The organism is Pseudomonas lundensis, assembly GCF_002269125.1.
GTDB lineage: Bacteria > Pseudomonadota > Gammaproteobacteria > Pseudomonadales > Pseudomonadaceae > Aquipseudomonas > Aquipseudomonas lundensis_A.
The window spans coordinates 140,083-163,580 of sequence record NZ_NQKI01000005.1; the positions used below are offsets into that span (position 1 = coordinate 140,083).

Annotated in this window: 21 protein-coding genes and 1 pseudogene; 9 read left to right on the forward strand and 13 right to left on the reverse strand. The window is 57.9% G+C overall.

All coding sequences use genetic code 11. From position 1 onward, the window contains the following. The first annotated feature begins 136 nt into the window (after positions 1-136). The 5 genes from CJF39_RS05380 (at position 137) to rlmF (ending at position 6,590) form a co-directional block, all read left to right on the forward strand. Complete coding sequence (locus CJF39_RS05380) at positions 137-1,627, forward strand: leucyl aminopeptidase (protein WP_094992499.1); 1,491 nt, start codon at positions 137-139, stop codon at positions 1,625-1,627. Positions 1,628-1,686: 59 nt separating this feature from the next. Next, entirely contained in the window at positions 1,687-2,127 is a 441-nt protein-coding gene (locus CJF39_RS05385) for a DNA polymerase III subunit chi (protein WP_094992500.1), read from the forward strand. A gap of 7 nt (positions 2,128-2,134) precedes the next feature. Next, positions 2,135-2,518, forward strand: coding sequence for a DNA polymerase III subunit chi (locus CJF39_RS05390; RefSeq protein WP_094992501.1), 384 nt, complete (start codon positions 2,135-2,137; stop codon positions 2,516-2,518). Between the two features lie 117 nt (positions 2,519-2,635). After that, entirely contained in the window at positions 2,636-5,482 is a 2,847-nt protein-coding gene (locus CJF39_RS05395) for a valine--tRNA ligase (protein ID WP_094992502.1), read from the forward strand. 91 nt (positions 5,483-5,573) lie between these two features. Further along, positions 5,574-6,590 (forward strand): 23S rRNA (adenine(1618)-N(6))-methyltransferase RlmF, encoded by a 1,017-nt coding sequence (rlmF, locus tag CJF39_RS05400; RefSeq protein WP_094992503.1) that lies wholly within the window; start codon positions 5,574-5,576, stop codon positions 6,588-6,590. 69 nt (positions 6,591-6,659) lie between these two features. Here the strand turns inward: rlmF and CJF39_RS05405 are convergent, their stop codons facing one another. After that, the gene (locus CJF39_RS05405; RefSeq protein ID WP_094992504.1) at positions 6,660-6,941 is read right to left on the reverse strand and encodes an HU family DNA-binding protein; all 282 of its coding nucleotides are present in this window, start codon (positions 6,939-6,941) and stop codon (positions 6,660-6,662) included. Positions 6,942-7,339: 398 nt separating this feature from the next. Between CJF39_RS05405 and yejK the strand changes: the two genes are divergently transcribed. After that, positions 7,340-8,344 (forward strand): nucleoid-associated protein YejK, encoded by a 1,005-nt coding sequence (gene yejK / locus CJF39_RS05410; protein ID WP_094992505.1) that lies wholly within the window; start codon positions 7,340-7,342, stop codon positions 8,342-8,344. Beyond that, positions 8,344-8,694, forward strand: a complete 351-nt coding sequence (locus CJF39_RS05415) for a glutaredoxin family protein (RefSeq protein WP_094992506.1) — start codon at positions 8,344-8,346, stop codon at positions 8,692-8,694. The genes yejK and CJF39_RS05415 overlap by 1 nt, the downstream gene beginning before the upstream one ends. A gap of 69 nt (positions 8,695-8,763) precedes the next feature. Here the strand turns inward: CJF39_RS05415 and CJF39_RS05420 are convergent, their stop codons facing one another. The 8 genes and pseudogenes from CJF39_RS05420 to CJF39_RS05450 form a co-directional block, all read right to left on the reverse strand. Beyond that, the gene (locus tag CJF39_RS05420; RefSeq protein WP_094992507.1) at positions 8,764-9,054 is read right to left on the reverse strand and encodes a GIY-YIG nuclease family protein; all 291 of its coding nucleotides are present in this window, start codon (positions 9,052-9,054) and stop codon (positions 8,764-8,766) included. A gap of 2 nt (positions 9,055-9,056) precedes the next feature. After that, positions 9,057-9,536 carry a nuclear transport factor 2 family protein gene (locus CJF39_RS05425; protein ID WP_094992508.1) on the reverse strand — a complete coding sequence of 160 codons (480 nt, stop codon included), beginning with the start codon at positions 9,534-9,536 and terminating at the stop codon, positions 9,057-9,059. Positions 9,537-9,600: 64 nt separating this feature from the next. Continuing rightward, positions 9,601-10,920, reverse strand: a complete 1,320-nt coding sequence (locus tag CJF39_RS05430; protein ID WP_094992509.1) for a CynX/NimT family MFS transporter — start codon at positions 10,918-10,920, stop codon at positions 9,601-9,603. 40 nt (positions 10,921-10,960) lie between these two features. Continuing rightward, positions 10,961-11,104 carry a hypothetical protein gene (locus CJF39_RS22955; protein WP_169964115.1) on the reverse strand — a complete coding sequence of 48 codons (144 nt, stop codon included), beginning with the start codon at positions 11,102-11,104 and terminating at the stop codon, positions 10,961-10,963. Between the two features lie 201 nt (positions 11,105-11,305). After that, complete coding sequence (locus CJF39_RS05435) at positions 11,306-12,070, reverse strand: amino acid ABC transporter ATP-binding protein (protein WP_094992510.1); 765 nt, start codon at positions 12,068-12,070, stop codon at positions 11,306-11,308. A gap of 12 nt (positions 12,071-12,082) precedes the next feature. Beyond that, entirely contained in the window at positions 12,083-13,180 is a 1,098-nt protein-coding gene (locus CJF39_RS05440) for an amino acid ABC transporter permease (RefSeq protein WP_094992511.1), read from the reverse strand. 10 nt (positions 13,181-13,190) lie between these two features. Further along, positions 13,191-14,372 carry an amino acid ABC transporter permease gene (locus tag CJF39_RS05445; protein WP_094992512.1) on the reverse strand — a complete coding sequence of 394 codons (1,182 nt, stop codon included), beginning with the start codon at positions 14,370-14,372 and terminating at the stop codon, positions 13,191-13,193. Positions 14,373-14,437: 65 nt separating this feature from the next. After that, positions 14,438-15,467: pseudogene (locus CJF39_RS05450) on the reverse strand (amino acid ABC transporter substrate-binding protein). Between the two features lie 417 nt (positions 15,468-15,884). Here CJF39_RS05450 and CJF39_RS05455 point away from each other — a divergent pair. Continuing rightward, entirely contained in the window at positions 15,885-16,541 is a 657-nt protein-coding gene (locus CJF39_RS05455; protein ID WP_094992513.1) for an alpha/beta hydrolase, read from the forward strand. Positions 16,542-16,625: 84 nt separating this feature from the next. After that, positions 16,626-18,116, forward strand: a complete 1,491-nt coding sequence (gene rhlB, locus CJF39_RS05460) for an ATP-dependent RNA helicase RhlB (protein ID WP_094992514.1) — start codon at positions 16,626-16,628, stop codon at positions 18,114-18,116. 74 nt (positions 18,117-18,190) lie between these two features. Here the strand turns inward: rhlB and CJF39_RS05465 are convergent, their stop codons facing one another. From CJF39_RS05465 to CJF39_RS23155, 4 genes are all read right to left on the reverse strand, one after another. Next, entirely contained in the window at positions 18,191-19,108 is a 918-nt protein-coding gene (locus CJF39_RS05465; protein ID WP_094992515.1) for a DUF6708 domain-containing protein, read from the reverse strand. Next, positions 19,105-22,467: a toxin VasX gene (locus CJF39_RS05470; protein WP_249275318.1), complete on the reverse strand. Its 3,363-nt coding sequence runs from the start codon at positions 22,465-22,467 to the stop codon at positions 19,105-19,107. The genes CJF39_RS05465 and CJF39_RS05470 overlap by 4 nt, the downstream gene beginning before the upstream one ends. Next, entirely contained in the window at positions 22,464-23,297 is an 834-nt protein-coding gene (locus CJF39_RS05475) for a DUF4123 domain-containing protein (RefSeq protein ID WP_094992516.1), read from the reverse strand. Before CJF39_RS05475 ends, CJF39_RS05470 begins: the two co-directional genes overlap by 4 nt. Beyond that, on the reverse strand, positions 23,294-23,498 hold a 205-nt coding region (locus CJF39_RS23155; RefSeq protein ID WP_212555975.1), incomplete at its 5' end, for a hypothetical protein. The genes CJF39_RS23155 and CJF39_RS05475, both read right to left, overlap by 4 nt.

Sequence of the window (23,498 nt, forward strand, 5' to 3'; positions counted from 1 at the left end):
TTGTCAGCCGCGACCGACGGGGTTCAAACTGCCCGCCTTGACGCAGGCCCGCTTAGACAGGTGAAGCGTTTCATCCATAGGCACTCAAACCCACGCGTTTGTGCGCACGTTGACCATTTGATTCAGGGACCCGGACATGGAACTGGTTGTAAAAAGCGTTAGCCCAGAAACGTTGAAAACGGCCACGCTCGTGGTCGCCGTCGGCGAAGGCCGCAAGCTCGGCCCGACCGCCAAGGCCCTCGACGAACTCACCGGCGGCGCGATCAGCGCAGTCCTCAAACGCGGCGACCTCGCCGGCAAGACCGGTCAAAGCCTGTTGCTGCACAGCCTGCCTAACATCAAGGCCGAACGCGTGCTGCTCGTAGGCACAGGTAAAGACGAAGTACTGGGCGACCGCCCCTTCCGCAAAATCATCGGCGGCGCCCTGAACGTCCTCAAAGGCCTGGGCGGCAGCGATGCGGTCTTCGCCCTCGACGAACTGGTGGTCAAGGACCGCGACAGCTACGGCAAGACCCGCTTGCTGGCAGAAACCCTGGCAGACGGCGAATACTCCTTCGACCGTTTCAAAAGCCAGAAAGCCGAACCCCGCGCACTGAAAAAAATCACCCTGCTGACCATCAAGGCCGCACAGGCCGAAGTGCAACTGGCGGTGACCCACGCACTGGCCATTGCAGCCGGCATGTCCTTCACCCGTGATCTGGGCAACCTGCCGCCAAACATCTGCCACCCGACATTCCTGGCGGAACAGGCCAAGAACCTGGGTAAAACCTTTAAGGGCCTGAAGGTCGAGATTCTCGACGAGAAGAAAATCAAGGACCTGGGCATGGGTGCGTTCTACGCGGTCGGCCAGGGCAGCGACCAGCCGCCCCGCCTGATTGTGATGAACTACGCGGGCGGCAAGAAATCCGAGAAGCCGTTTGTGCTGGTGGGCAAAGGCATCACCTTCGACACCGGCGGCATCAGCCTCAAGCCGGGCGCGGGCATGGACGAAATGAAATACGACATGGGCGGCGCTGCCAGCGTTTTCGGCACCCTGCGCGCTGTACTCGAACTGAAACTGCCGATCAACCTGGTGTGCATTCTGGCGTGCGCCGAAAACATGCCGAGCGGCGGCGCGGCCCGTCCGGGCGATATCGTGACCACCATGAGCGGTCAAACCGTTGAAATCCTCAACACCGACGCCGAAGGCCGCCTGGTGCTGTGTGATGCGCTGACCTATGCCGAGCGCTTTAAACCGCAGGCAGTGATCGACATCGCCACCCTGACGGGCGCCTGCATGGTAGCGCTCGGCGCACACACCTCGGGCCTGATGGGCAACAACGATGAACTGATCGAGCAACTGCTGGACGCGGGCAAGCAAGCCGATGACCGTGCATGGCCACTGCCGCTGTTCGACGAATACCAGGAGCAGCTGGACAGCCCGTTCGCCGACATGGCCAACATTGGCGGCCCGAAAGCCGGTGCAATCACCGCAGGCTGCTTCCTGTCCCGTTTTGCCAAGGCGTACAACTGGGCTCACCTGGACATCGCAGGCACGGCCTGGGTCAGCGGCGGCAAAGACAAAGGTGCCAGCGGCCGCCCCGTGCCCTTGCTGACGCAATACCTGCTGGATCGCGCCAACGCTTGACACTGTTGATCGCAGGCTGCGTCGCGCAAGGGCGGCGCAGCCCCGATTCAGGAACCGCAATGACCTCTGAAAAAACCAAAATCGACTTTTATATCCTGCCCAGCGCAGACCCGGCGGCGCGACTGGATTTCGCCTGCAAACTCACTGAAAAGGCCTGGCGTCTCGGGCATCGGATCTACCTGCACTGCAGCGACTCCGCTCAGCGCGAAGACCTCGACCAACGCCTGTGGCGCTTTAAAGGCGAGAGTTTTGTGCCCCACAGTAACGCCGAAGACGAACCTGATGGCGTGATCGTCATGGGCATCGCCGATGCGCCTGCCGGCCATCAAGACCTGCTGATCAATCTGGACGTGAAAGTCCCCGAATCCTTCAAGCATTTCGCCCGTGTGGCGGAAGTTGTGGTCGAAGACCCCGCCGTTCGACTGGCTGCACGGGAGAGTTTCCGTTTCTACCGTGAACAGGGCTATCCTCTGCAAGACCACAAGTTACAACGACTCTGAGCACACGATGGACACCCCAAATACGCCGAAAAAAGCTGCACACCTGCTCGATGATCTTGAGTCTATTCGCCAACTGCTGGATGACGAAGGCCTGCAACCGCCACTGCTGACCGAGATGGTGGGTGAACAGGGTGCGCAGATCCCCTTGCTGGACGAGGTCATTGAACACACACCGGTCCCCCAGCCAGCAGCCCACCCCGCACCTGCCAGTACGCCTGCCGCCGATAAAGCCCCCGACGCCCTGTTGGTCCATCTGGACCGCGAACTGCGCACCGCCGCGCAAGCAATCATGCAAGACGTCATCAACGACTACGCCCCACACATCGAATCCGAAATCAAACGTCGCCTCGACGCACACATGGAGCGCCTGATCAGCCAGCATCAAAACTGATGCCCGATCCCTGATCGCGCGATGACCTGTATTCACCGCGCACAACTCGCCCTATGCGTCCCGCCCCGCTATACTTGCCGGCTTTCCTGAATTAATGCCAATAGGGTCCCGCCGCGCATGGATAAGACCTACCAGCCGCACGCCATCGAAACTTCCTGGTACAAAACCTGGGAAGAAGAAAACTATTTTGCCCCGCAAGGCGCGGGCGACCCGTACACCATCATGATCCCGCCGCCGAACGTCACCGGCAGCTTGCACATGGGTCACGGTTTCAACAACGCGATCATGGACGCCCTGATCCGTTTCCGCCGCATGCAGGGTCGCAACACCCTGTGGCAGCCGGGCACCGACCACGCCGGTATCGCGACCCAAATGCTGGTGGAGCGCCAAATCGAAGCGCAGGGCCTGAACCGCCACGACCTGGGTCGCGAGAAGTTCCTCGACAAGATCTGGGAGTGGAAAGACCAGTCCGGCGGCAATATCAGCCGTCAGATCCGTCGCCTGGGCTCGTCCGTCGACTGGAGCCGCGAGCGTTTCACCATGGACGACGGCCTGTCCGAAGCCGTGAAAGAAGCGTTCGTGCGCCTGCACGAAGACGGCCTGATCTACCGTGGCAAGCGCCTGGTCAACTGGGACACCAAATTACACACAGCGATTTCCGACCTTGAAGTGGAAAACCACGACGAGAAAGGTTTCCTGTGGAACCTCAAGTACCCGTTGGCCGACGGCGCCAAGACCGCTGAAGGCAACGATTACCTGATCGTTGCGACCACGCGCCCGGAAACCATGCTCGGCGACGCCGCCGTGGCGGTTAACCCGAACGATGAACGCTACCAAGCCCTGATCGGCAAGTTCGTCGAGCTGCCGCTGGTTGGCCGTCGCATCCCGATCATCGCTGACGATTACTGCGACCCTGAATTCGGCACCGGCTGCGTGAAAATCACCCCGGCCCACGATTTCAACGACTACGAAGTCGGCAAGCGCCACAACCTGCCCCTGCTGAACATCTTCGATAAAAACGCCAAGGTCTTGCCCGCTGCTCAAGTATTCAACCTTGACGGCACACTGAATGAGACCATCGACGGCACCCTGCCAGCCAAATACGCCGGTCTGGACCGTTTTGAAGCGCGCAAGCAGATCGTCGCAGACTTTGACGAGGCCGGCCTGCTGGTCAGCGTTGACGACCACGCCTTGAAAGTTCCGAAGGGCGACCGCTCCGGCACGATTATCGAACCGTGGCTGACCGATCAGTGGTACGTGTCGACCAAACCGCTGGCCGAACCTGCGATCGCCGCAGTTGAAGACGGGCGCATCGCCTTCGTGCCCAAACAGTACGAAAACATGTACTTCTCCTGGATGCGTGACATCCAGGACTGGTGCATCAGCCGTCAGCTGTGGTGGGGCCACCGGATCCCGGCCTGGTACGACGAGTCGGGCAAGGTGTATGTCGGTCGCGACGAAGCCGAAGTCCGTGCCAAAAACAATTTGGGCCCGGACGTTGCGCTGCAACAGGACAACGACGTGCTCGACACCTGGTTCAGCTCGGGCCTGTGGACGTTCTCTACCCTTGGCTGGCCGGAAAAAACCGACGCGCTGAAAACCTTCCACTCGACCGACGTACTGGTCACCGGCTTTGACATCATTTTCTTCTGGGTTGCCCGGATGATCATGCTCACCATGCATTTGGTGAAAAACGAAGACGGCACCCCGCAAGTTCCGTTCAAGACCGTGTACGTTCACGGCCTGGTGCGTGACGGTCAGGGCCAGAAGATGTCCAAGTCCAAAGGCAATGTTCTGGACCCGCTGGACATCATCGACGGTATCGAACTCGAAGACCTGGTGGCCAAACGCACCACCGGCCTGATGCAGCCCAAACTGCTTAAGAAAATCGAGAAGCAGACCCGCGACGAATTCGCTGACGGCATCGCCAGCTACGGCACGGACGCACTGCGCTTCACCTTCTGCTCGCTGGCCTCCACCGGCCGTGACATCAAGTTCGACATGGGCCGCGTCGAAGGCTATCGCAACTTCTGCAACAAGATCTGGAACGCTGCCCGTTACGTGCTGGACAAGGGCGAAGACTGCGGTCAGAACGGCGAAGCCTACGAACTGTCGCTGGCCGATCGCTGGATCATTTCGCAGTTGCAGCGCACCGAAGCCGAAGTAACCCGTCACCTCGACCAGTTCCGCTTCGATCTGGCAGCACAAGCGCTGTATGAGTTCATCTGGAACCAGTATTGCGACTGGTACCTTGAACTGTCCAAGCCGGTACTGTGGGACGAAAATGCGCCGGTTGAACGTCAGCGCGGCACCCGGCGCACGCTGGTTCGGGTACTGGAAGTGGCGCTGCGCCTGGCGCATCCGTTCATGCCGTTCATCACCGAAGAAATCTGGCAGCGCATCGCGCCGCTGGCGGGCGTTGAAGGCAAGACCATCATGCTGCAACCGTGGCCGGTGGCGAACGAAGCGCGCATCGACCAGGCCGCCGAAGATGATATCGAATGGCTCAAGGGCCTAATGCTCGGCGTGCGTAACATCCGTGGCGAAATGAACATCGGTCCCGGCAAACCGTTGCAGCTCTACGTGAAAAACGTCAGTGCCGAAGACCAGCGCCGTCTGGCCGAGAACGATGCCTTGCTGAAAAAGCTGGCTAAACTCGAGTCGATCACCGTGCTGCAAGACGGCGCCGAAGCCCCGCTGTCCGCCACCGCGCTGGTCGGCGAGATGGAAGTGCTGGTGCCAATGGCCGGGTTGATCGACAAAGATGCAGAACTGGCGCGCCTGGACAAGGAAATCCAGCGTTTGCACGGCGAAGTGGCCCGCGTAGGCGGAAAACTCTCCAACGCCGCGTTCGTTGACAAGGCCCCGGCCGAAGTCATCGACAAGGAACGCGCCAAATTGGCCGAAGCCGAACAGGCTTTGAGCAAGTTGGCAGAACAGCACGCGCGGATTTCCAGCCTGTAAACACGCTGCGCACCTGATCGCGGGCAAGGCCTGATGCTCCTGTGGGAGCCTCGGGGCTTGCCCGCGATTGCTTTTGTGGAATGAATTGAACATGACAACCCCACGCACTTCCAAAGCCACACGCCATCAGCCCAAGGCTGCCAGCGAAGCCAAGCCGGCTGCACCACGGGTCAAACCCAGCTTGCACCCGCGCAATCGCCATCAGGGGCGTTACGACTTCCCGCAACTGATCTCGGTGTGCCCCGAACTGGGTCAGTTCGTGATCATCAACCCGTACGGCAAAGAGAGCATCGACTTCGCCAACCCGGACGCCGTGCGGGTGTTCAACCGCGCCCTGCTCAAAGCGTTCTACGGCATTGCGCACTGGGACATCCCGGCTGACTACCTGTGCCCACCCGTCCCGGGACGCGCCGATTACGTGCATTTTCTGGCGGACCTGTTGGCCACCCTCAATGACGGCGTGATTCCGCGTGGCCCGAGCGTGCGCGTGCTGGATATCGGCATGGGCGCCAACTGCGTGTACCCGCTGATCGGTCATAGCGATTACCGCTGGCAGTTCCTCGGCACGGAGGTCGACACCATCGCCCTGAAGGCGGCCAAAGCCATCGTGCAATCCAACGGTTTGAACAAAGCCATCAGCCTGCGCCAGCAACCCAACCCGCAGAAAATCCTGCTGGACGTGCTGCAAAGCAGTGAGCGTTTTGACCTGAGCATGTGCAACCCGCCGTTCCACGCGTCATTGGACGAAGCACAGCGCGGCAGCGAGCGTAAATGGCGGGCACTGGGCAAGGCAGACCCAAAACGCAAGTTGCCGGTCCTGAACTTTGGCGGCCAGGCCGCAGAGTTGTGGTGTGAAGGCGGCGAGCAGCGCTTTGTCACGCAGTTGATCCGCGAAAGCGTGCAAGTGGGCCGTCAGGTGCTGTGGTTTAGCACACTGGTGTCCAAAGCCTCCAACTTGCCGGCCATCCAGACCGCCCTGAAAAAAGCAGGCGTTCGCGAGAGCCAGGTGGTGGACATGTCCCAGGGCAACAAGCAAAGCCGTTTTGTGGCCTGGACCTTCCACGATAAAGAACAGCAACAACTGTGGCGCGAGAAGAACTGGAAATAACCGGCAACAAGCGCCCACAAAAAAGCCGCGCTCCGGATCGCTCCGGGGCGCGGCTTTTTAACAAGTGTCTTACTTGTTAACAGCGTCAGTCAGGCCTTTGGCCACAACGAGTTTGATCACTTTCTTGGCAGCGATTTCGATGGTTGCGCCAGTCGAAGGGTTACGGCCAGTACGGGCAGGACGCTCGGTCACTTTCAGTTTGCCAATACCTGGCAGAGTGATTTCGCCGCCATTTTCCAATTGATCAGCAACGATCTGAGCCAGTTGGTCCAGAGCGTTACGCGCGGTAGTTTTCGGCGCGTCGATAGCTTCAGCGATATCGGCGATCAGTTGGTCTTTAGTAATAGCCATTGAGATGTTCCTTCCCTATCAAATTCATTTGGTTTGCAGAGTGCAAAGTCAGCTATCGAGCCAGATATTGGGGGTCTGGCACGCCCGTTTGCTTTCACGACGAATCGCGGATGTAGAGTGCTGAAACGGAGTTTGGTTCGACCTGACACATGCTGAATCCGCGCTTTGCGCCGTTACCCAGCGCAAGACCGGGCAAAACTAGCACAGAGACGGCCAAATATCCGCCTCTACCTGCCCATTTGGTCAGCTTTATCGCGTTAAAACCGTAAAAAAACGCCTCCCGGCCGACAGAAGCACCCTAAACCCCGGTGCGAAGGCCGTCCAAAGGCTCAGGTGCGTTACACTTGCCGCTTTCGCGGGGCCTGCCCCCTGTCTTCTGATCACTCGCCGAGAAGCCCATGCCGATCCGTCATTGCATCGTCCATCTGATTGAGAAAAAACCCGACGGTACGCCCGCTGTTCTCCACGCCCGCGACACCGAATTGGCCGAGTCGCAGGCCATCGAGAACATGCTCGCGGACCTCAACGAAAGCTATAACGCCAAACAAGGCAAGGCCTGGGGCTTTTTCCATGCCGAATCCGGCGCGCATCCGTTCAGCGGCTGGCTCAAGGAGTACCTGGATGGCGGCACCGACTTCACGGCCTTCAGCCGCGTAGCCGTCGAGCACCTGCAAAAGCTGATGGAAGAGTCCAACCTGTCAGTGGGCGGCCATGTACTGTTCGCCCACTATCAACAAGGCATGACCGATTATCTGGCCATTGCCCTGCTGCACCACAGCGAAGGCGTGGCGGTGAACGCAGAGCTGGACGTGACCCCGTCGCGTCATCTGGACCTTGGCCAGTTGCACCTCGCAGCGCGGATCAACTTGTCCGAGTGGCAGAACAACAAACAGTCCAAGCAGTACATTTCGTTCATCAAAGGCAAAAACGGCAAGAAGGTGTCAGAGTATTTCCGCGACTTCATCGGCTGCCAGGAAGGCGTCGACGGGCCCGGCGAAACCCGCACCCTGCTTAAAGCCTTTAGCGATTTCGTGGAAAGCGAAGACCTGCCAGAAGAGTCCGCACGCGAGAAAACCAAAACCCTGGTCGATTACGCCAGCAGCCAGGCCAAAATCGGCGAACCGATGGGCCTTGAAGAGCTGTCTGAGTTGATCGACGAAGAGCGCCCGAAAGCGTTTTACGATCACATCCGCAACAAAGATTACGGCCTCTCGCCGGAAATCCCGGCAGACAAACGCACCCTCAACCAGTTCCGCCGCTTCACAGGCCGTGCCGAGGGCCTGTCGATCAGTTTTGAAGCCCATTTGCTGGGCTCCAAAGTGGAATTTGACGAAGAGGCCGGCACGCTGATCCTCAAGGGCTTGCCGACCCAACTGCTCGACCAGCTCAAGCGCAACAAATAATGTTCAACGGGATCCTGAAAAAAGTCCTGTTCGTGCTGGTGGTCGTGGTGATTTTTCAGAACTGGGGCAAGATTGAACGCGTGCTCAACCCTTCGGGCGTTGTTGCCGAGCAGACCCGGGCCAACGCCCGTGTTGTGCTCTACGCCACCGAGTGGTGCGGGTATTGCAAAGCCACCCGCCGCTTTCTCGACGAAAAAGGCATCCCGTACACCGAATTCGATATCGACAAAGACCCTGTCGCGCGCAAGGCGTATGAAGCGCTGGGCGGACGCGGGATTCCGATACTCGATGTGAATGGCACGCTGATTCGCGACTTCAAGCCCGAGGCGATCCTCGACGCATTGAAATAAACGGCGCACCGCCTGCCAAGGGCGACAACGGATAAATGCCTGCCCCTCACCCGCGCAGACCGATTACCGCTATGCCTGGCTTTTTACCAGGCACTCCTTGGCGCTCTTCCTGAGCTTTTTGATCAGCCGCTCCTGACGCAGCGCCTCGCCTTTGTCGGGCCAGCATTCGACATACACCAGTGCTACCGCCGGGCTGGACGCAAAAAAGCGCGCACCCTTACCGCTTTGATGCTTGGCAAAACGCTTATGCGGGTCATCGCTGATACCGCAATACAACGCCCCGTTGGCAGCCCGCACCAGGTACACAAACCAGGGTTTACTCGCGGCTGTCGCTTCACAAGATTCGGTTACTGCGGTCACTGTTACAGCCCTTGGCCGCGCGCCTGAAAGGCCTTGAGACCTTTTTTCGCCTGGGCCCGGATCGCATTTTTCACCAGCGGCGTCCAGCCCAGCAGCGTGCCTTTGATACCCAGCGCCTGACGCGACCAACGCCACAGGTCGAAATGGTCATGGTGCTCGCAGATTTTGCCGTCGCGAAAAACAAAGCGCGCCTGAATGTCGTTGATGACAATCGCCCCGGTCTGGCTGAACACATAAGTAGCCACCCAATGCGCGCTGCCCTGCTGATCGTCCGCCTGCACTTGGTTGAAACTGAGGGTGAAATCCTTGGCCCGGGACGTGAGCATGCGCCACATGTCACGAGCGTCCTGCCCACGCAACTCGCCAAACACCGGGTCGCTGAACAGCACGTCTTCGGTGTAACACTGCGCCATGGTTTCGGCATCCAGCTGCTGGAATGCTTGATAGAAACGAGTGATCAACGCGTGGTGGGCTTGGCTCATGACGGGGTCCGTGCAGGATGGAATTCGTGCACGATAATCCGACATGAGCAGAAACACTATGGCTTCAGATCTTCTCGCTGACGACATTGACGTATTTCGCACGCCCGGCCCCCAGTCCGGCGATGATCGCACCGATGCCCACGACGCCGAAAATCCACCCCAGGGCGTTCCAGCCACCGGTCAATTCGTGGACCAGCCCCACGGCAAACGGGCCCATGGAGGCCACGGTGTAGCCGATGCCTTGCGCCATCCCCGACAAATTGGCCGCGACGTGGGCGTCTCGCGAACGCAACACGATCAGGGTCAGCGCCAAGCTGAATGTCCCGCCCTGCCCCAGCCCCAACACAATGGCCCAGCCCCACAAGCCGTTAAGCGGCGCATACAGGCACCCAAACAAACCGGCCAGGGTCATCCCCATCACCAACACAATGGCCAGACGCTGATCCTTGCCCCGCGTGGCCAACCAGGGCGCGGTCAACGCGGTGGCCAGTTGCACGATCACTGACCCGGACATCACCAGCCCGGCTTGCGTCGGGGTCAACCCACGGCCAATCAGGATCGACGGCAACCAGCCAAACACGATGTACGACAAGGACGATTGCAAGCCCATATACAGCGTGACCTGCCACGCCAACGGGTCACGCAATAAACCGCGCACCCGGTAAGCCACGTTATGCGCGCCCTGACGCTTGCCCACTTGCGGCAGCCAGAAGAACGCGGCCAACACCGCCGGTAACGCCCAGAAACCTAACCCTATCGCCCAACTGTTATCAAAATAATGGCTCAGCGGCACGGTCGCCCCGGCAGCCAGCGCAGCGCCCAGACAGAGTGCCATGGTGTAAACCCCGGTCATGGTGCCAGCATGCCCGGCGAAGTCCCGCTTGATGATGCCGGGCAACAGCACACCGATTACCCCGATGCTGGCACCGGCCAGAATGCTGCCGGCAAACAGACCGTTTTCCCCCAGGTAACTGCGCAGCACGATGCCGCCGCCGAGTGTCAGCAAGATCCCCAACACCACGCGCTCGGTGCCGAATCGCCGGGCCAGTATCGGCGCCAGGGGCGCGAAGATGCCGAGGCACAACACCGGCAAGGTGGTCAGCAAGCCTGCTTGCGCGGCCGACAACCCCAATTGATCAGAGACCTCGCCCAACAGCGGCGCCATGCTCGACAACGCCGGGCGCAAGTTCAACGCCACCAGCACCAGGCCCAGCAGCAACAACCAGGGGCGCACCACCACAGGAGGCGCTTGTTGGACCACTTCGTCGTCCACCTCGGCATCAATCAGCAATTGATCCAGATCTTCCAGATGGCGTGCGGGTTCGGGGCTGTCGTTATGGTGTGGCGGATTGCTCGTCATGGCCTGCTCCGGTTCAAGGTTTATTGTTCAACGTCCGGCAAAACGCCATCGCCCGTTGAGGGTCTTATTGTTCGACAGCAGCCTGCCGTTCGATGTGCCGATCGAACACCGACGGGCGGCGCGGGTGAATAGTCGATGTGTGACGCAACTGGCTGCAGACGCCACTGGAGCTGTCGTGATACAGCTCGCTGAGCGCCGGGTTGTGCACGGCAATAATCAGGCGCAGGAGAAATAGCAGGTCGCAGCCGATGTCGGTATTGAGAGCGCCGCAGTGTTGCTGGCGCGGACCTCAAAAGATTCGGGACATCTTAGCCAGACGAAGACGCCGGGGGCAATCCGGGCGTGTGAGGTAGGAGGCTGCGCGCTTTGATGTGATCAAAGCGCGCAGCCTGCGGGTGTCACGACAGGCCTAGTGCAAGATCTGGTTCAGAAACAACTTGGTCCGATCGTTTTGCGGGGTGTCGAAGAAATCGTTGGGCGCGGCCTGCTCAACGATTTCACCTTTATCCATGAAGATCACCCGATTCGCCACGGTCCGGGCAAAGCCCATTTCATGGGTCACGCAGAGCATCGTCATACCGTCTTGTGCCAGGCCGATCATGGTGTCGAGCACCTCCTTGACCATTTCCGGGTCCAGTGCCGACGTCGGTTCGTCAAACAACATGATCTTGGGCTTCATGCACAACGCCCGGGCAATCGCCACCCGCTGTTGCTGCCCACCCGACAATTGCCCTGGGTATTTGTGCGCCTGTTCGGGAATGCGCACCCGTTCCAGATAATGCATGGCAATTTCTTCGGCTTGCCGCTTGGGCATCTTGCGCACCCACATCGGTGCCAGCGTGCAGTTTTGCAGGATGGTCAGGTGCGGAAACAGGTTGAAGTGCTGAAACACCATGCCCACCTCACGGCGCACGCTTTCGATCTGTTTGAGGTCATTGGTCAGCTCGACGCCATCCACCACGATGCGTCCCTGCTGGTGTTCTTCAAGGCGATTGAGGCAACGTATTGTGGTGGACTTGCCCGAGCCCGAAGGCCCGCACAGCACTATCCGCTCCCCTGGCTGCACATTGAGGTTGATGTCTTTAAGTACATGGAACTGGCCGTACCATTTGTTCACCCCAAGCATCTGGATGATGCCTTGTGGCTCGGCAGTCTGTTTGATGGCTTCACTCATGACGCACGTCTCCTAATGCTTGTGGCCTGTGTCCAGCTTGCGCTCCAGGTGCATGGAGTAGCGGGACATACCGAAACAGAAAATCCAGAACACCAGGGCCGCGAATACATACCCTTCGGTCGCCATACCCAGCCATTTGGGGTCCGCTGCTGCTTGCTTGACGCTGTTGAGCAGGTCAAACAGGCCAATGATGATGACCAGGCTGGTGTCCTTGAACAGGGCAATGAAAGTGTTGACGATGCCGGGGATTACCAGCTTCAAGGCTTGCGGCAAAATCACCAGCCCGGTGCTGCGCCAGTAACCGAGGCCCATGGCAGCCGCGGCCTCGTACTGGCCCTTGGGGATCGCTTGCAACCCGCCGCGCACCACTTCGGCCACGTAAGCCGACTGGAACAGAATCACCCCGATCAACGCCCGCAGCAGCTTGTCGAAGTTCATGCCTTCGGGCAGAAACAGCGGCAGCATCACTGACGACATGAACAACACCGTGATCAACGGCACCCCGCGCCAGAACTCGATAAAGGTCACGCATACCACGCGGATGGCGGGCATATCGGAGCGACGGCCCAGCGCCAGCAACACACCCAGCGGCAAGGCACCGGCAATGCCCACCGTGGCAATCACCAGTGTCAGCATCAGACCGCCCCACTGGCTGGTGGCAACAGGGCTCAAGCCCCAATAACCACCGTGCAGCAAGGTGTAGGCCAGCAGCGGGTACACCACCAAAAAGCCCAGTCCGTAGACCGTCTTGTGCTTGAAGCGCGATACGAACAGCGGCGCGGCCCCGAGCACCGCCAGCCAGACGCTCAGGTCCACCCGCCAGCGCAACGCGCTGGGGTAGTAGCCGTACATGAATTGACCAAAGCGTTGCTGAATAAACACCCAACACGCGCCGTCTTTGGTGCAGTCTTCGCGGGTGGTGCCAACCCAGTTGGCATCGAGAATCGCCCAGTTCAGCAACGGCGGCACGATCAGCCACACCAGATAGCACGCCAGCAGGGTCAGCACGGTGTTGAACGCATTGGAAAACAGATTGGCCCGAGCCCATGCCAGCAGGCCAATGCGCGTGCCCGGCGCAGGCAAGTCGGGTTTGAAAACATGAGTGGTCATGGTCGCGCCCTCATCGTTCGATCAGCGCAATGCGCGAGTTGTACACGTTCATCAACAGCGAAATGCTAAGGCTGATGGCCAGGTACACGCTCATGGTGATGGCAATGACTTCGATTGCCTGGCCGGTCTGATTGAGAACCGTCCCTGCAAACAGCGACACCATCTCCGGATAACCGATACCTGCGGCCAGCGAAGAGTTTTTCACCAGGTTCAGGTATTGGCTGGTCAGGGGCGGAATAATCACCCGCAACGCTTGAGGAATGATCACCTTGCGCAGCGTCGGTCCCGATTTCAGGCCCAGAGAATGCGCGGCTTCAGTCTGACCATGGCTGACTGACTTGATACCCGAGCGCACGATTTCAGCAATAAATGCAGCGGTGTACACCGTGAGGGCAAGGGTCAGGGCCAGCAGCTCCGGGATCAGCACCCAGCCACCCACGAAATTGAAGCCTTTGAGCTGCGGTATTTCCCAATGCACCGGGCTGCCCGTCAGCCACACGCAAATACCCGGAATCACTACCAATAGCCCTAGCGCCGCCCAGAACTTATGAAATGGCATGCCGGTGTCTTCAAAGCGCTTGTTGGCCCAACGCACCATCAGGACCACAACCACGAGAGCCAGCAGAACGCTAAATACAAATGGCCAGAAGGCCTCGGTGGCCATCGCTGCGGGCATGTTCAGCCCGCGATTGCTCATGTAGAAGGTGTCAGCAATGTTGTGACTGTTGCGCGGCAGCGGCATGGTCAGGAACACAGCGAAATACCAGAACAGAATTTGCAGCAGGGGCGGAATATTGCGAAACACCTCAACGTATACCGTCGCCAGCTTGTTGATCATCCAGTTGGGTGACAGCCTCGCGATGCCAATAATGAAACCCAGCATCGTCGCCAATACCACGCCAATGGCCGAAACCAGCAAGGTATTGAGCAAGCCGATGACAAAAACACGGGCATAACTGTCGGACTCGGTGTAATCGATCAAGTGTTGCGCGATGCCGAATCCGGCACTGCGCTCCAGAAAATCAAACCCCGACGTAATGCCCCGGTGCTGCAAGTTGGTCTGGGTGTTGTCAAACAGATACGCGCCCAGCCAGACCACCAGCACCACAGTGACGATCTGAAATACCCACCCACGCACACGTGGATCGCTCAGGCTAAGCCTGGGCTTGAGTGCGCCGACTTTAGTCTGCATGTTGAACCCCTGAAAAAAATGGACATAACATCACCCGGCCTTGGAGCGGCCGGGTGACAGCGCTATCAGCGCACAGGGGGTGCGTATTGGATCCCGCCGTTGTTCCACAGGGCATTGAGCCCGCGGTCGATGGCCAAAGGTGTGCTTTTGCCGAGGTTTTTCTCAAACACTTCGCCGTAGTTGCCAACCTGACTGACGACCTGCACGACCCAGTCCTTGGGCAGTTTCAAGTCTTTGCCGTATTCACCATCAGCGCCCAACAAGCGTGCAACGTCCGGGTTTTTCGTGGACTTGGCTTCTGCCACCACGTTTTTGGAAGTAATCCCGGCCTCTTCCGCATTGAGCATGGCGTAGAGGGTCCATTTGACGATGCTGAACCAATCCTCATCGCCCTTGCGTACCACCGGCCCCAAGGGTTCTTTGGAAATGGTTTCAGGCAACACCACGTAATCGCCAGGTGTCGCCAGTTTGGTGCGCTGCGCGTACAGCTGCGATTTGTCGGAGGTCAGCACATCACAGCGCCCGCTTTCCAGCGATTTGGCGCTTTCGTCAGAGGTGTCGAAGGTAATCGGCGTGTATGTAAGGTTATTGGCGCGGAAGTAATCAGAGACATTGAGCTCAGTGGTCGTGCCCGCCTGAATGCAAATGGTGGCGCCGTCCAGCTCCTTGGCGCTTTTGACCCCCCAGTTTGTTGTTCACCAAAAACCCCACGCCGTCGTAGTACGTCACGCCGGCGAACACCATGCCCATGCCTGCATCACGGGAGCTGGTCCACGTGGTGTTACGCGACAGAACATCCACCTCGCCCGATTGCAGCGCCGTGAAACGCTCTTTGGCATTCAACTGGCTGAACTTGACCTTGGTCGCGTCACCAAACACAGCGGCGGCCACGGCGCGGCAAATGTCCGCATCAATCCCGAGAATTTTCCCGGACGCGTCCGGCACCGAAAAACCGGGCAGCCCGTCACTCACACCACATTGCACAAAGCCTTTCTTTTTCACGCTGTCCAGCGTTGCACCCGCATGGGCAAAACCGCTCATAGTGAGGACTACGGCTGCTGTGGCCAGGGCCAAAGTGGATTTCAACTGCTTCATTCAAACCTCCAAGTCTTGCTTTTATTGTGTTTGAACAAGACCCGCCGCCCCCTTGTGAGGCACTGTTGACCTGTGTTGGCATTAAATGAGGTCAAGCGGCATAAGCCTTGAGCGATGGGTGCATCGCACAAGCCTTCAAACTGAAGCGCTCACTTGAGCGGTTGAACTCCTTGTCCAGCTTCACCTTCGGGCTTTTTGCTATCCCCCCGACGGCAGTTGCCTGTTAGTGTTACCGCCGGAAATATGCAGAGACGCCCATAGCTCATAGCAAAGCGCGTACCAGTCACACGCCCTGCGACATTGCGCGCTTATTTTCAGAAAAATCGTTCAAGCAATAGACATTTTCGCCAAACGTTAAACGAACTCGTACTCAAGCCGCGCCCCCTGATGGCACGCCTGCACAACGATGGAGCAACCATGACCGAGCCTCTTATCCTCGACCCCCCAAAGCCCGCTGATGCCTGTGTTATCTGGCTTCATGGCTTGGGCGCGGATCGTTATGACTTCTTGCCGGTGGCCGAAGCGCTGCAAGAAAACCTGCTGACTACACGTTTTGTTTTGCCGCAGGCACCCACTCGCCCAGTCACCATCAATGGCGGGTATCCCATGCCCAGCTGGTACGACATCAAGGCCATGAGCCCGGCCCGATCAATCAGCGAAGACGAGTTAAATGAATCTGCCCGGATGGTCATTGAGCTGATCGATCAACAGAAAGCACACGGGATAGATGCCAACCGTATTTTTCTGGCCGGGTTTTCTCAGGGCGGCGCCGTGGTATTTCACACCGCGTACCTGAAATGGCAGGGCGCATTGGGTGGCGTAATTGCCCTCTCCACCTACGCGCCAACCTTCAGCGATGAAATGGAATTGTCCGCCAGTCAGCAACGCATTCCGGCCTTGTGCCTACACGGTCAGTACGATGATGTAGTCCAAAACTCCATGGGTCGCACGGCGTATGAACATTTAAAGAGCCGCGGCGTAACCGTGATCTGGCAGGAATACCCCATGAGCCATGAAGTGTTACCTGAGGAAATCCGGGACATAGGCGTCTGGCTCAAGGCGCGTCTGAGTTAAAACCGAAACATCCTGTCGTTCACTACGCCGAGCACGCGACTTGCATTACACTGCCCGGCGTACACTCCTTAACCAACTGATGAGATGACCGTGCTCAAAGCACTCAAAAAAATATTCGGTAAAAGCGAGGCTGAGCCGCTCGCGCCTGCTTCCACAGCACCTTCCAGCAGCCCCGGCCCGCGAACCGACGCGCAACACAGCGCCCAGCCTGCTCCCGCTGATGCCTCGGTGACAACGCCCGACGCACAGCCTGCTGCACCTTCGGCACGCAGCGAAAAACCAAAGCCGACCAAACCGCGCCGGGAAGCGACCCCCAAGCCACCGGTCATCCCCTGGAAACTCGAAGATTTCGTGGTAGAGCCTCAAGAAGGCAAAACCCGCTTTCACGACTTCAAGCTCGCGCCCGAGCTGATGCACGCTATCCAGGACCTGGGTTTTCCTTATTGCACACCGATTCAGGCGGGCGTATTGGGTTACACCCTCTCAGGCCGTGATGCGATTGGCCGCGCACAGACCGGTACCGGCAAAACCGCCGCGTTCCTGATTTCGATCATCAGTCAACTGACGCAAACCCCGCCGCCCAAAGAACGCTACATGGGCGAGCCCCGCGCCTTGATCATCGCGCCGACCCGCGAGCTGGTGGTGCAAATTGCCAAAGACGCAGCCGACCTGACCAAATACACCGACCTCAATGTCATGACGTTCGTAGGCGGCATGGACTTCGACAAACAACTCAAACAGCTTGAAGCCCGTCACTGCGACATTCTGGTAGCCACCCCGGGCCGCCTGCTGGACTTCAACCAGCGCGGCGAAGTGCATTTGGACATGGTTGAAGTGATGGTCCTCGACGAAGCCGACCGCATGCTGGACATGGGCTTCATTCCGCAGGTGCGCCAGATCATCCGCCAGACCCCGCCCAAAGCCGAACGCCAGACCTTGCTGTTCTCCGCGACCTTCACCGAAGACGTCATGAACCTCGCCAAGCAATGGACCACCGACCCGGCAATCGTGGAAATTGAATCCGAAAACGTGGCCAGCGACCGTGTGGAGCAACACGTCTACGCCGTAGCCGGGGCCGATAAGTACAAGTTGTTGTTCAACCTGGTGAATGACAACGGTTGGGATCGTGTCATCGTATTTGCCAACCGCAAGGATGAAGTGCGCCGCATCGAAGAGCGGCTGGTACGTGACGGCATCAACGCCGCGCAACTGTCGGGCGACGTACCCCAGCACAAACGCATCAAGACGTTGGAAGGCTTCCGTGAAGGTAAAATCCGCGTTCTGGTCGCCACCGACGTGGCGGGTCGCGGCATTCACATCGACGGCATCAGCCACGTGATCAACTTCACCCTGCCGGAAGTGCCGGACGACTACGTCCACCGCATTGGCCGAACCGGGCGTGCGGGTGCAGACGGCGTATCCATCAGCTTTGCCGGTGAAGACGACTCGTATCAACTGCCTGCTATCGAAACCAAGCTGGGCCGCAAAATCAGCTGCGAAACCCCGCCCACCGAACTGCTGCGCCCCGTGGTACGTGCCACCCGCAAACCCCACGACCCGACCGAAACGGCCTGATCGATCCGGCCAGCCCCTTGCTCGCGATAGCGGAACGCCTGCTTCGCGAGCCGGACTGGCACGTCTGGCACTGACTAATCGCGCAATGCCAGCTCCGCTTCGCGCTGCGCAATGGCCGCCTCCAGCTCGGGCGAGCGCTTGGCCCACTGCTCGGGTGGTATCGGTTTAGACCACTCAACAATCTCCGGCCAGGTTAATTCTGGAGGGGGGTTTAGTTTTAGCTTGTGCACGGCGCTAATGAACAACACATTAAATACAAATACACCGAAAAAGCCTTCCCATAGCAATGCCAACGGCCAGCCCTTGCGACTGGCAGCCTCGCCCAGTTGCTCCCAATAGGTTGCTAATACCCCCTTGGTGTACGGATGATATTGGGGTGGAGTATCAACTGCGTCGGGCCCGATTTCCATGTAACTACGCATACACTCCCAGACCATTTTTGAGGCCCTGGTACTGCCACTGGCAAAAGAAAAACGGCAGTATTTAACTTTCTCATCCGCCTCAGGGTCAGGATTTTTGAACACCACGAGCAATCCCCCGCCTGTTGAATATTTTCCTGCTTGAGTCATTGAATAACACTCAGTCGCTTGGGCGACAACGGTTTCCCACGGAACAATCCAATATTCGCTAGCATTAATCGGAACGCAAACTTCTCGACGCTGGCGATTAAAACGAGCAGGCAAAGGCACCGGCTTTTTCAAGACAGTGACAAGAAGATAAATAGGATAAGCAAACAAAATGATGCCCAAGTAAAGAACATCCCAATCACCCCAAAAAAAGGCAACCGCAGTAAAAATTAATACATTTACCCATAACACGACGATAGCCTGACCTATTGCGAATAAACCGACATCCATATAAACGTCATTTTTTATCCACACACTACCCAGCACGTCATTCGCAACTTCTCCGGTTGGCACTGCTAACGGCGCCAAATATTCGTTTTGTGAAAAAAAACCTTTCTGACTTGTACCTGCTGGCGGAAGAGTCATTCCCTAATACTCAAGGGCTTTAAACTTTTACCATGGTCTTCGATACGCACACGTAAACGCTCAGCTTTATTCAATTCTGGAGTTGGAGCATCGCGTACCGCCACCAAACCGATGAGCGGAGAGCAAGTAAATGCGAGCCCTTCTTGCCCCCCAATAAACTCTGACAGGTTCAACATTGAAGTGATGGGGGTTCGGTATCGTATACGCACCGATACCAGACGAGGTTGAGTCCCAAGAACATCAGGCACAAGGTTAAACAGTCCCGACAAACGTATACCCTGCCCTTCCTTATACGGTATCCAGTTACACGTACTGGTTTCAATCCAATACTTACCTATATCCCGCATCGGTCTCGGCGGGACGACAAGATGGCCAGAGCCGTTATTTTTAATCATGTTTCTATAAGCAATCGTATCAACAGGATCACCCACTATAGAAATATCAACATACGAGCCATAAAAACCAGCACCTGGCAAATCCACTGTCAGAGATTCAACTGTCGAGACATATCGAAAACCGTCCCAGTTATCCACTAACTCTTGGCTGGACCCGTTTTCAAAACTGAGGCGCGGCGTAAACAGTATATTCTGTAACTCCATCAACTCTTTAGCCTGGGCTTCGTACGCAATAACTTCCCACTTCCCCGCCCTCAACTTTGACCAACAGCAATGAGCAAGAAAATTCTGTAAGGGCGTCCGCTGCATGAACCAAGAAACCACATAAAACACGCCTAAGACCGCTAATACCACATTAATCGGTCCCAACCATCTTAAATAACTGGCCTGTGCTAGCGCGACCCCATAGCTTGCAACCATGCTTTTAGAGGTGTGTATTATACCGAGCATCGCCTGTACGCCAGACGCTATAGCAAATCCCGCAGATACTGTCTGCCGCACTTTCAACCACGGATCTAAATTTCCCTGCATGTTATCTAGTTGAATTTGAAGTGCTTTGTATTCCATAAATGCTGCTATGGAAGAAAGAAAGCCAAGAATGCCACCCAGCATTGTCATAACGGAGGCGATGTATGAAGTTCTACCGGCCTTCAAAGAAATGACTTCAACGCCTCTCCCTCCCCAAAAACCCTTCCTGACCTGAGCGTCAATCACCGCCACCAGCGCGGCTGCGGCATATAACGTGGCAGACGCCGTCTCGTACTGACGCTGTTGATCCACCCCTTCCAGCACCTGCGCCTGGCTCAGATAGCGCCCCGCATTCCAGCTATTGAGCAGCAATGCCGCCAATGCAATCACGCCGCCGCTATTTTGCACCGCAGGCGAGTTAACGATACTGGCGACGTGCCCTGTGCCGATGGCTTTACCGGTTATTTTTGCCCACTGAGTAAGTTCTTCGGCAGCTTTACCGACCAGTTGCAACACCTGCCGCCCGCCCTGATCGATCAGGCGCAAGCCGGTTTCACTGCCCACGCGCGCGGCAACCATGATGCTCATCCACGCCCCGCTTAACGGCGTGCCGGGCTCACCTCCCAGTAACAGCAATGCTGCCCCCAAGCGTTTGATAAGGGTATTCCACGCACTGTCAGCCTCGCGAGCAAGTTCGGCGAGGCTGGCAAGGATCGGCACGCCCAGCGGGCCGAGTATTTTGATCAAGGCCTGTTCGGCGTTGGCCTGGTTTTCCAGACTCAATGCCGTCATCAACTCTGCGGACCGGCTGATGCCGATGACAGCCGCCTCCAGTGTCGGGCTCCAGCCGTAGAACAACTGACGTAACGCGCCTTCATCGGCACTGCGCACGTAGTCGGCATATTGCTCGGCACCCTGTTTGCGCAGGCATTGCGCACTCAGACAGGCAATGGCCAAGCGGCCAAGCCATGTCAGGTGAGCGGGGTCGTGGAAATCGACAACCCAGGTGCCGCTATGGTGCCGGGCCAAATACACCCCCCGGTCGGCATAGAGTCGGGTGTGGCGCTGTTGAACCTGAGCAAAATGGGTGGGGGCAGTGTGATCAAGCCACGTATTCATGGCCGGTAAGTCAATGTACTGCTCAACCTTTTCACTGACGAAACGGTTTTCCAGATTAGCCACTTTTGATGCTCGGTAATCGCGCACCAACGCTTCAACTTCCGTGTGCAAATGAGCAGGAATGAATTCACGCACCGGCGCTACCGTACGTTTTATTTGAGCCTGCACTTCTTCCAGCCTGACAGCACCTTCCCAATACTTTGAATGACGCCCGCGCTTTTGATTCAACCGTGCTTCTTCGCGAAACAGCTCTTCGAGTTCATGATCAACCCTCAGCAGTTGCTCACCTTGCTCAGGGGTCAGCTCAAGGAGGTGCTCGCGGTAGCGATAACTCACCTGTCCCGCAATTTCAGCGCCATCTTCGGTAATCAGGCTGCGTATGAATCCGCCGATGCTCAAGCGCAGCTGGTGGTCCTGCTGCCATTGCTCATGCTGGCTTTCGACCTGTTCCTGTTCATGATTGATATCACGCAAAACGCCCAGATCGTCATCCAGGCAAGCCAGTACGGCATATAAGCCTTGAGCCTGCTGCTGGGCGAGTTCCAGCTGTTGCCGAACGCTGATCGGCGTCCACGGCACTGCGCTCCACTCACCGGGCGGCGTGTCGTCTGCGGTGATATCCGGATGGCCGGCCGCTACGCTGGCGCGTTCTTGGTTCCAGCGCCGGGCATCGGTTAATGCCGTGATGTTGTGCTGAATGTTGTCGGTGGGCCGGTTTTCGAACAGTCGCTGTGCCAATTGCTGTTCGTGGGCCTTATGCGCTGGGCCGTTGCGTAAATGGTCAAGGGTGACGGCCCGCGCATAGGTTTCAGGTATCAGTTCGCCCATGAGCTCATTCGCTTTATTAAGCGGTACGCAGTGAGGGGCCTGCAATTCATTGGCAAGCTGGCGTAAATCGAGTGCGCGCATGCGCTGGGCACGTACTTGCGGGTCATACAAGTTCTGGCAAGCCTCGGGCGAAAGGGGGTATTCGCTGTAGAGCATCGAGACCGGCTCATGCTTGCTCAGCGTAAGGCCATGGAGGTTGCCGCGTTCAACCCGCGTGTCATCGGCCTGTAGCGCCTGCTCATATAGGCATCCGTTGATCGCCACGGCATAGCGCTGCAGCCCTTTGCTGCCTTGCCACACATACACAAATCCTTCACGCAGCAATCGCGCGGCCATGGGATGACTGTCGGGAACAATGCCCGGTTGAGAGGCGCTGTGTGTCGCCGCCTGTTCGCTCAGCGCGTACCGTACCGGCAGCACAAAAAGGTAAGGCTGGTGAGCCGGGCACTGGCCGCCGGCACTATGAATGTCGATATGTTCATGGCCACGGGCAGCCCGGTCAGCCGCCTCCAGTTGTGAGAGCCTGGCGAGTCGTTGCTCAGTGCTCATAGGGCAACCTCTGCGCATGCAATTTGGCGTTTGAACTCGTCCAGCACCTTGTCCAGGCGCTCTTTAGGTGAAAGCTCGCGAGCTGCCAGTAACTGGCGATACCGCGTGTGAGCGGGGCCGTCAGGGAAAGTGTCACCAAAATGACCGTAAACACTGACCCAGCGCATCACCTCATCCACAGCCCCAAACCCCTGACGCTCGGCATGGCCGCAGCAAGCAATCGCCCATTGCTTGCGCGCAGCTAACGCCAGCCCGTGCACATATTCCGGAAAATACTGCTCAGCATGTTCCAGTACGCGCTGCAGGATGACACCTCGCCCTTCTTGGCCGAGGTGCTCGATCTGTGGGACGTTGAGTTTCAACCAAGGGATATGCGCATAGTCGGCCCCGGCCTGCGCAGGCCCATTACGACGGAACTCACAACCAGGCAAGCGAATCAGGCTGACGGGGCCCATCACTTTTTCACGCACACCGGCAGGCAAGTCTTGCAACCACAATCGGGCAATCCGGGGGTCGTAATAACGGAATAACACGCTCACATCGCCGTCTACCCGGGCGTGAACCAGGCTGCGCAAGTGCGCAATCAAAAGGTCTTCGTCAACATCACTTTCCAGCCAGATGCCTGCATTGTCCTGCCAATGCATTTCAAAGGTGTGCGCCAACGGGCTGTGAGCTTCGACGCAGACTAATAACGGACTGCAAATCGTCAACTCAGCGTATTGGGTCATACGGTACAAAACATGAGGGATTGATCCGGGGGCCAGGTCCACCAATCGGACGGGAAGGTTTTCGATCTGGCAACTGTCGAGCAGCAAGTAAGCGCGGCTCATGCTTGAATGCTCGGCATTTTTTCGCAAACCGGGCAGATCGGCTTTGCTCCACGTGCGGCCGCCCTCAGTGCCTCAATTTGCGGAGCTGGCGCCAGGGCGATCAGCGGCTCAACAAGATCAGGTATGCCCGGTATCGGCACGCCCCCCAACTGGATCGGTGTGCTGCAAAAAATGCCCGCCGCATTGATCACGAGATGATGA

Excerpts from the sequence above, each read along its gene's own strand:
- CJF39_RS05470 (WP_249275318.1), bottom strand. The coding sequence starts at position 22,467 with ATGAGCACTGAGCAACGACTCGCCAGGCTCTCACAACTGGAGGCGGCT.
- CJF39_RS05440 (WP_094992511.1), bottom strand. The coding sequence starts at position 13,180 with ATGACCACTCATGTTTTCAAACCCGACTTGCCTGCGCCGGGCACGCGC.
- CJF39_RS05395 (WP_094992502.1), top strand. The coding sequence starts at position 2,636 with ATGGATAAGACCTACCAGCCGCACGCCATCGAAACTTCCTGGTACAAA.
- CJF39_RS05380 (WP_094992499.1), top strand. The coding sequence starts at position 137 with ATGGAACTGGTTGTAAAAAGCGTTAGCCCAGAAACGTTGAAAACGGCC.
- CJF39_RS05465 (WP_094992515.1), bottom strand. The coding sequence starts at position 19,108 with ATGACTCTTCCGCCAGCAGGTACAAGTCAGAAAGGTTTTTTTTCACAA.
- CJF39_RS05385 (WP_094992500.1), top strand. The coding sequence starts at position 1,687 with ATGACCTCTGAAAAAACCAAAATCGACTTTTATATCCTGCCCAGCGCA.
- CJF39_RS05455 (WP_094992513.1), top strand. The coding sequence starts at position 15,885 with ATGACCGAGCCTCTTATCCTCGACCCCCCAAAGCCCGCTGATGCCTGT.
- CJF39_RS05405 (WP_094992504.1), bottom strand. The coding sequence starts at position 6,941 with ATGGCTATTACTAAAGACCAACTGATCGCCGATATCGCTGAAGCTATC.
- CJF39_RS05435 (WP_094992510.1), bottom strand. The coding sequence starts at position 12,070 with ATGAGTGAAGCCATCAAACAGACTGCCGAGCCACAAGGCATCATCCAG.
- rlmF (WP_094992503.1), top strand. The coding sequence starts at position 5,574 with ATGACAACCCCACGCACTTCCAAAGCCACACGCCATCAGCCCAAGGCT.
- CJF39_RS05425 (WP_094992508.1), bottom strand. The coding sequence starts at position 9,536 with ATGAGCCAAGCCCACCACGCGTTGATCACTCGTTTCTATCAAGCATTC.
- CJF39_RS05475 (WP_094992516.1), bottom strand. The coding sequence starts at position 23,297 with ATGAGCCGCGCTTACTTGCTGCTCGACAGTTGCCAGATCGAAAACCTT.
- yejK (WP_094992505.1), top strand. The coding sequence starts at position 7,340 with ATGCCGATCCGTCATTGCATCGTCCATCTGATTGAGAAAAAACCCGAC.
- CJF39_RS05390 (WP_094992501.1), top strand. The coding sequence starts at position 2,135 with ATGGACACCCCAAATACGCCGAAAAAAGCTGCACACCTGCTCGATGAT.
- CJF39_RS05415 (WP_094992506.1), top strand. The coding sequence starts at position 8,344 with ATGTTCAACGGGATCCTGAAAAAAGTCCTGTTCGTGCTGGTGGTCGTG.
- rhlB (WP_094992514.1), top strand. The coding sequence starts at position 16,626 with ATGACCGTGCTCAAAGCACTCAAAAAAATATTCGGTAAAAGCGAGGCT.
- CJF39_RS05445 (WP_094992512.1), bottom strand. The coding sequence starts at position 14,372 with ATGCAGACTAAAGTCGGCGCACTCAAGCCCAGGCTTAGCCTGAGCGAT.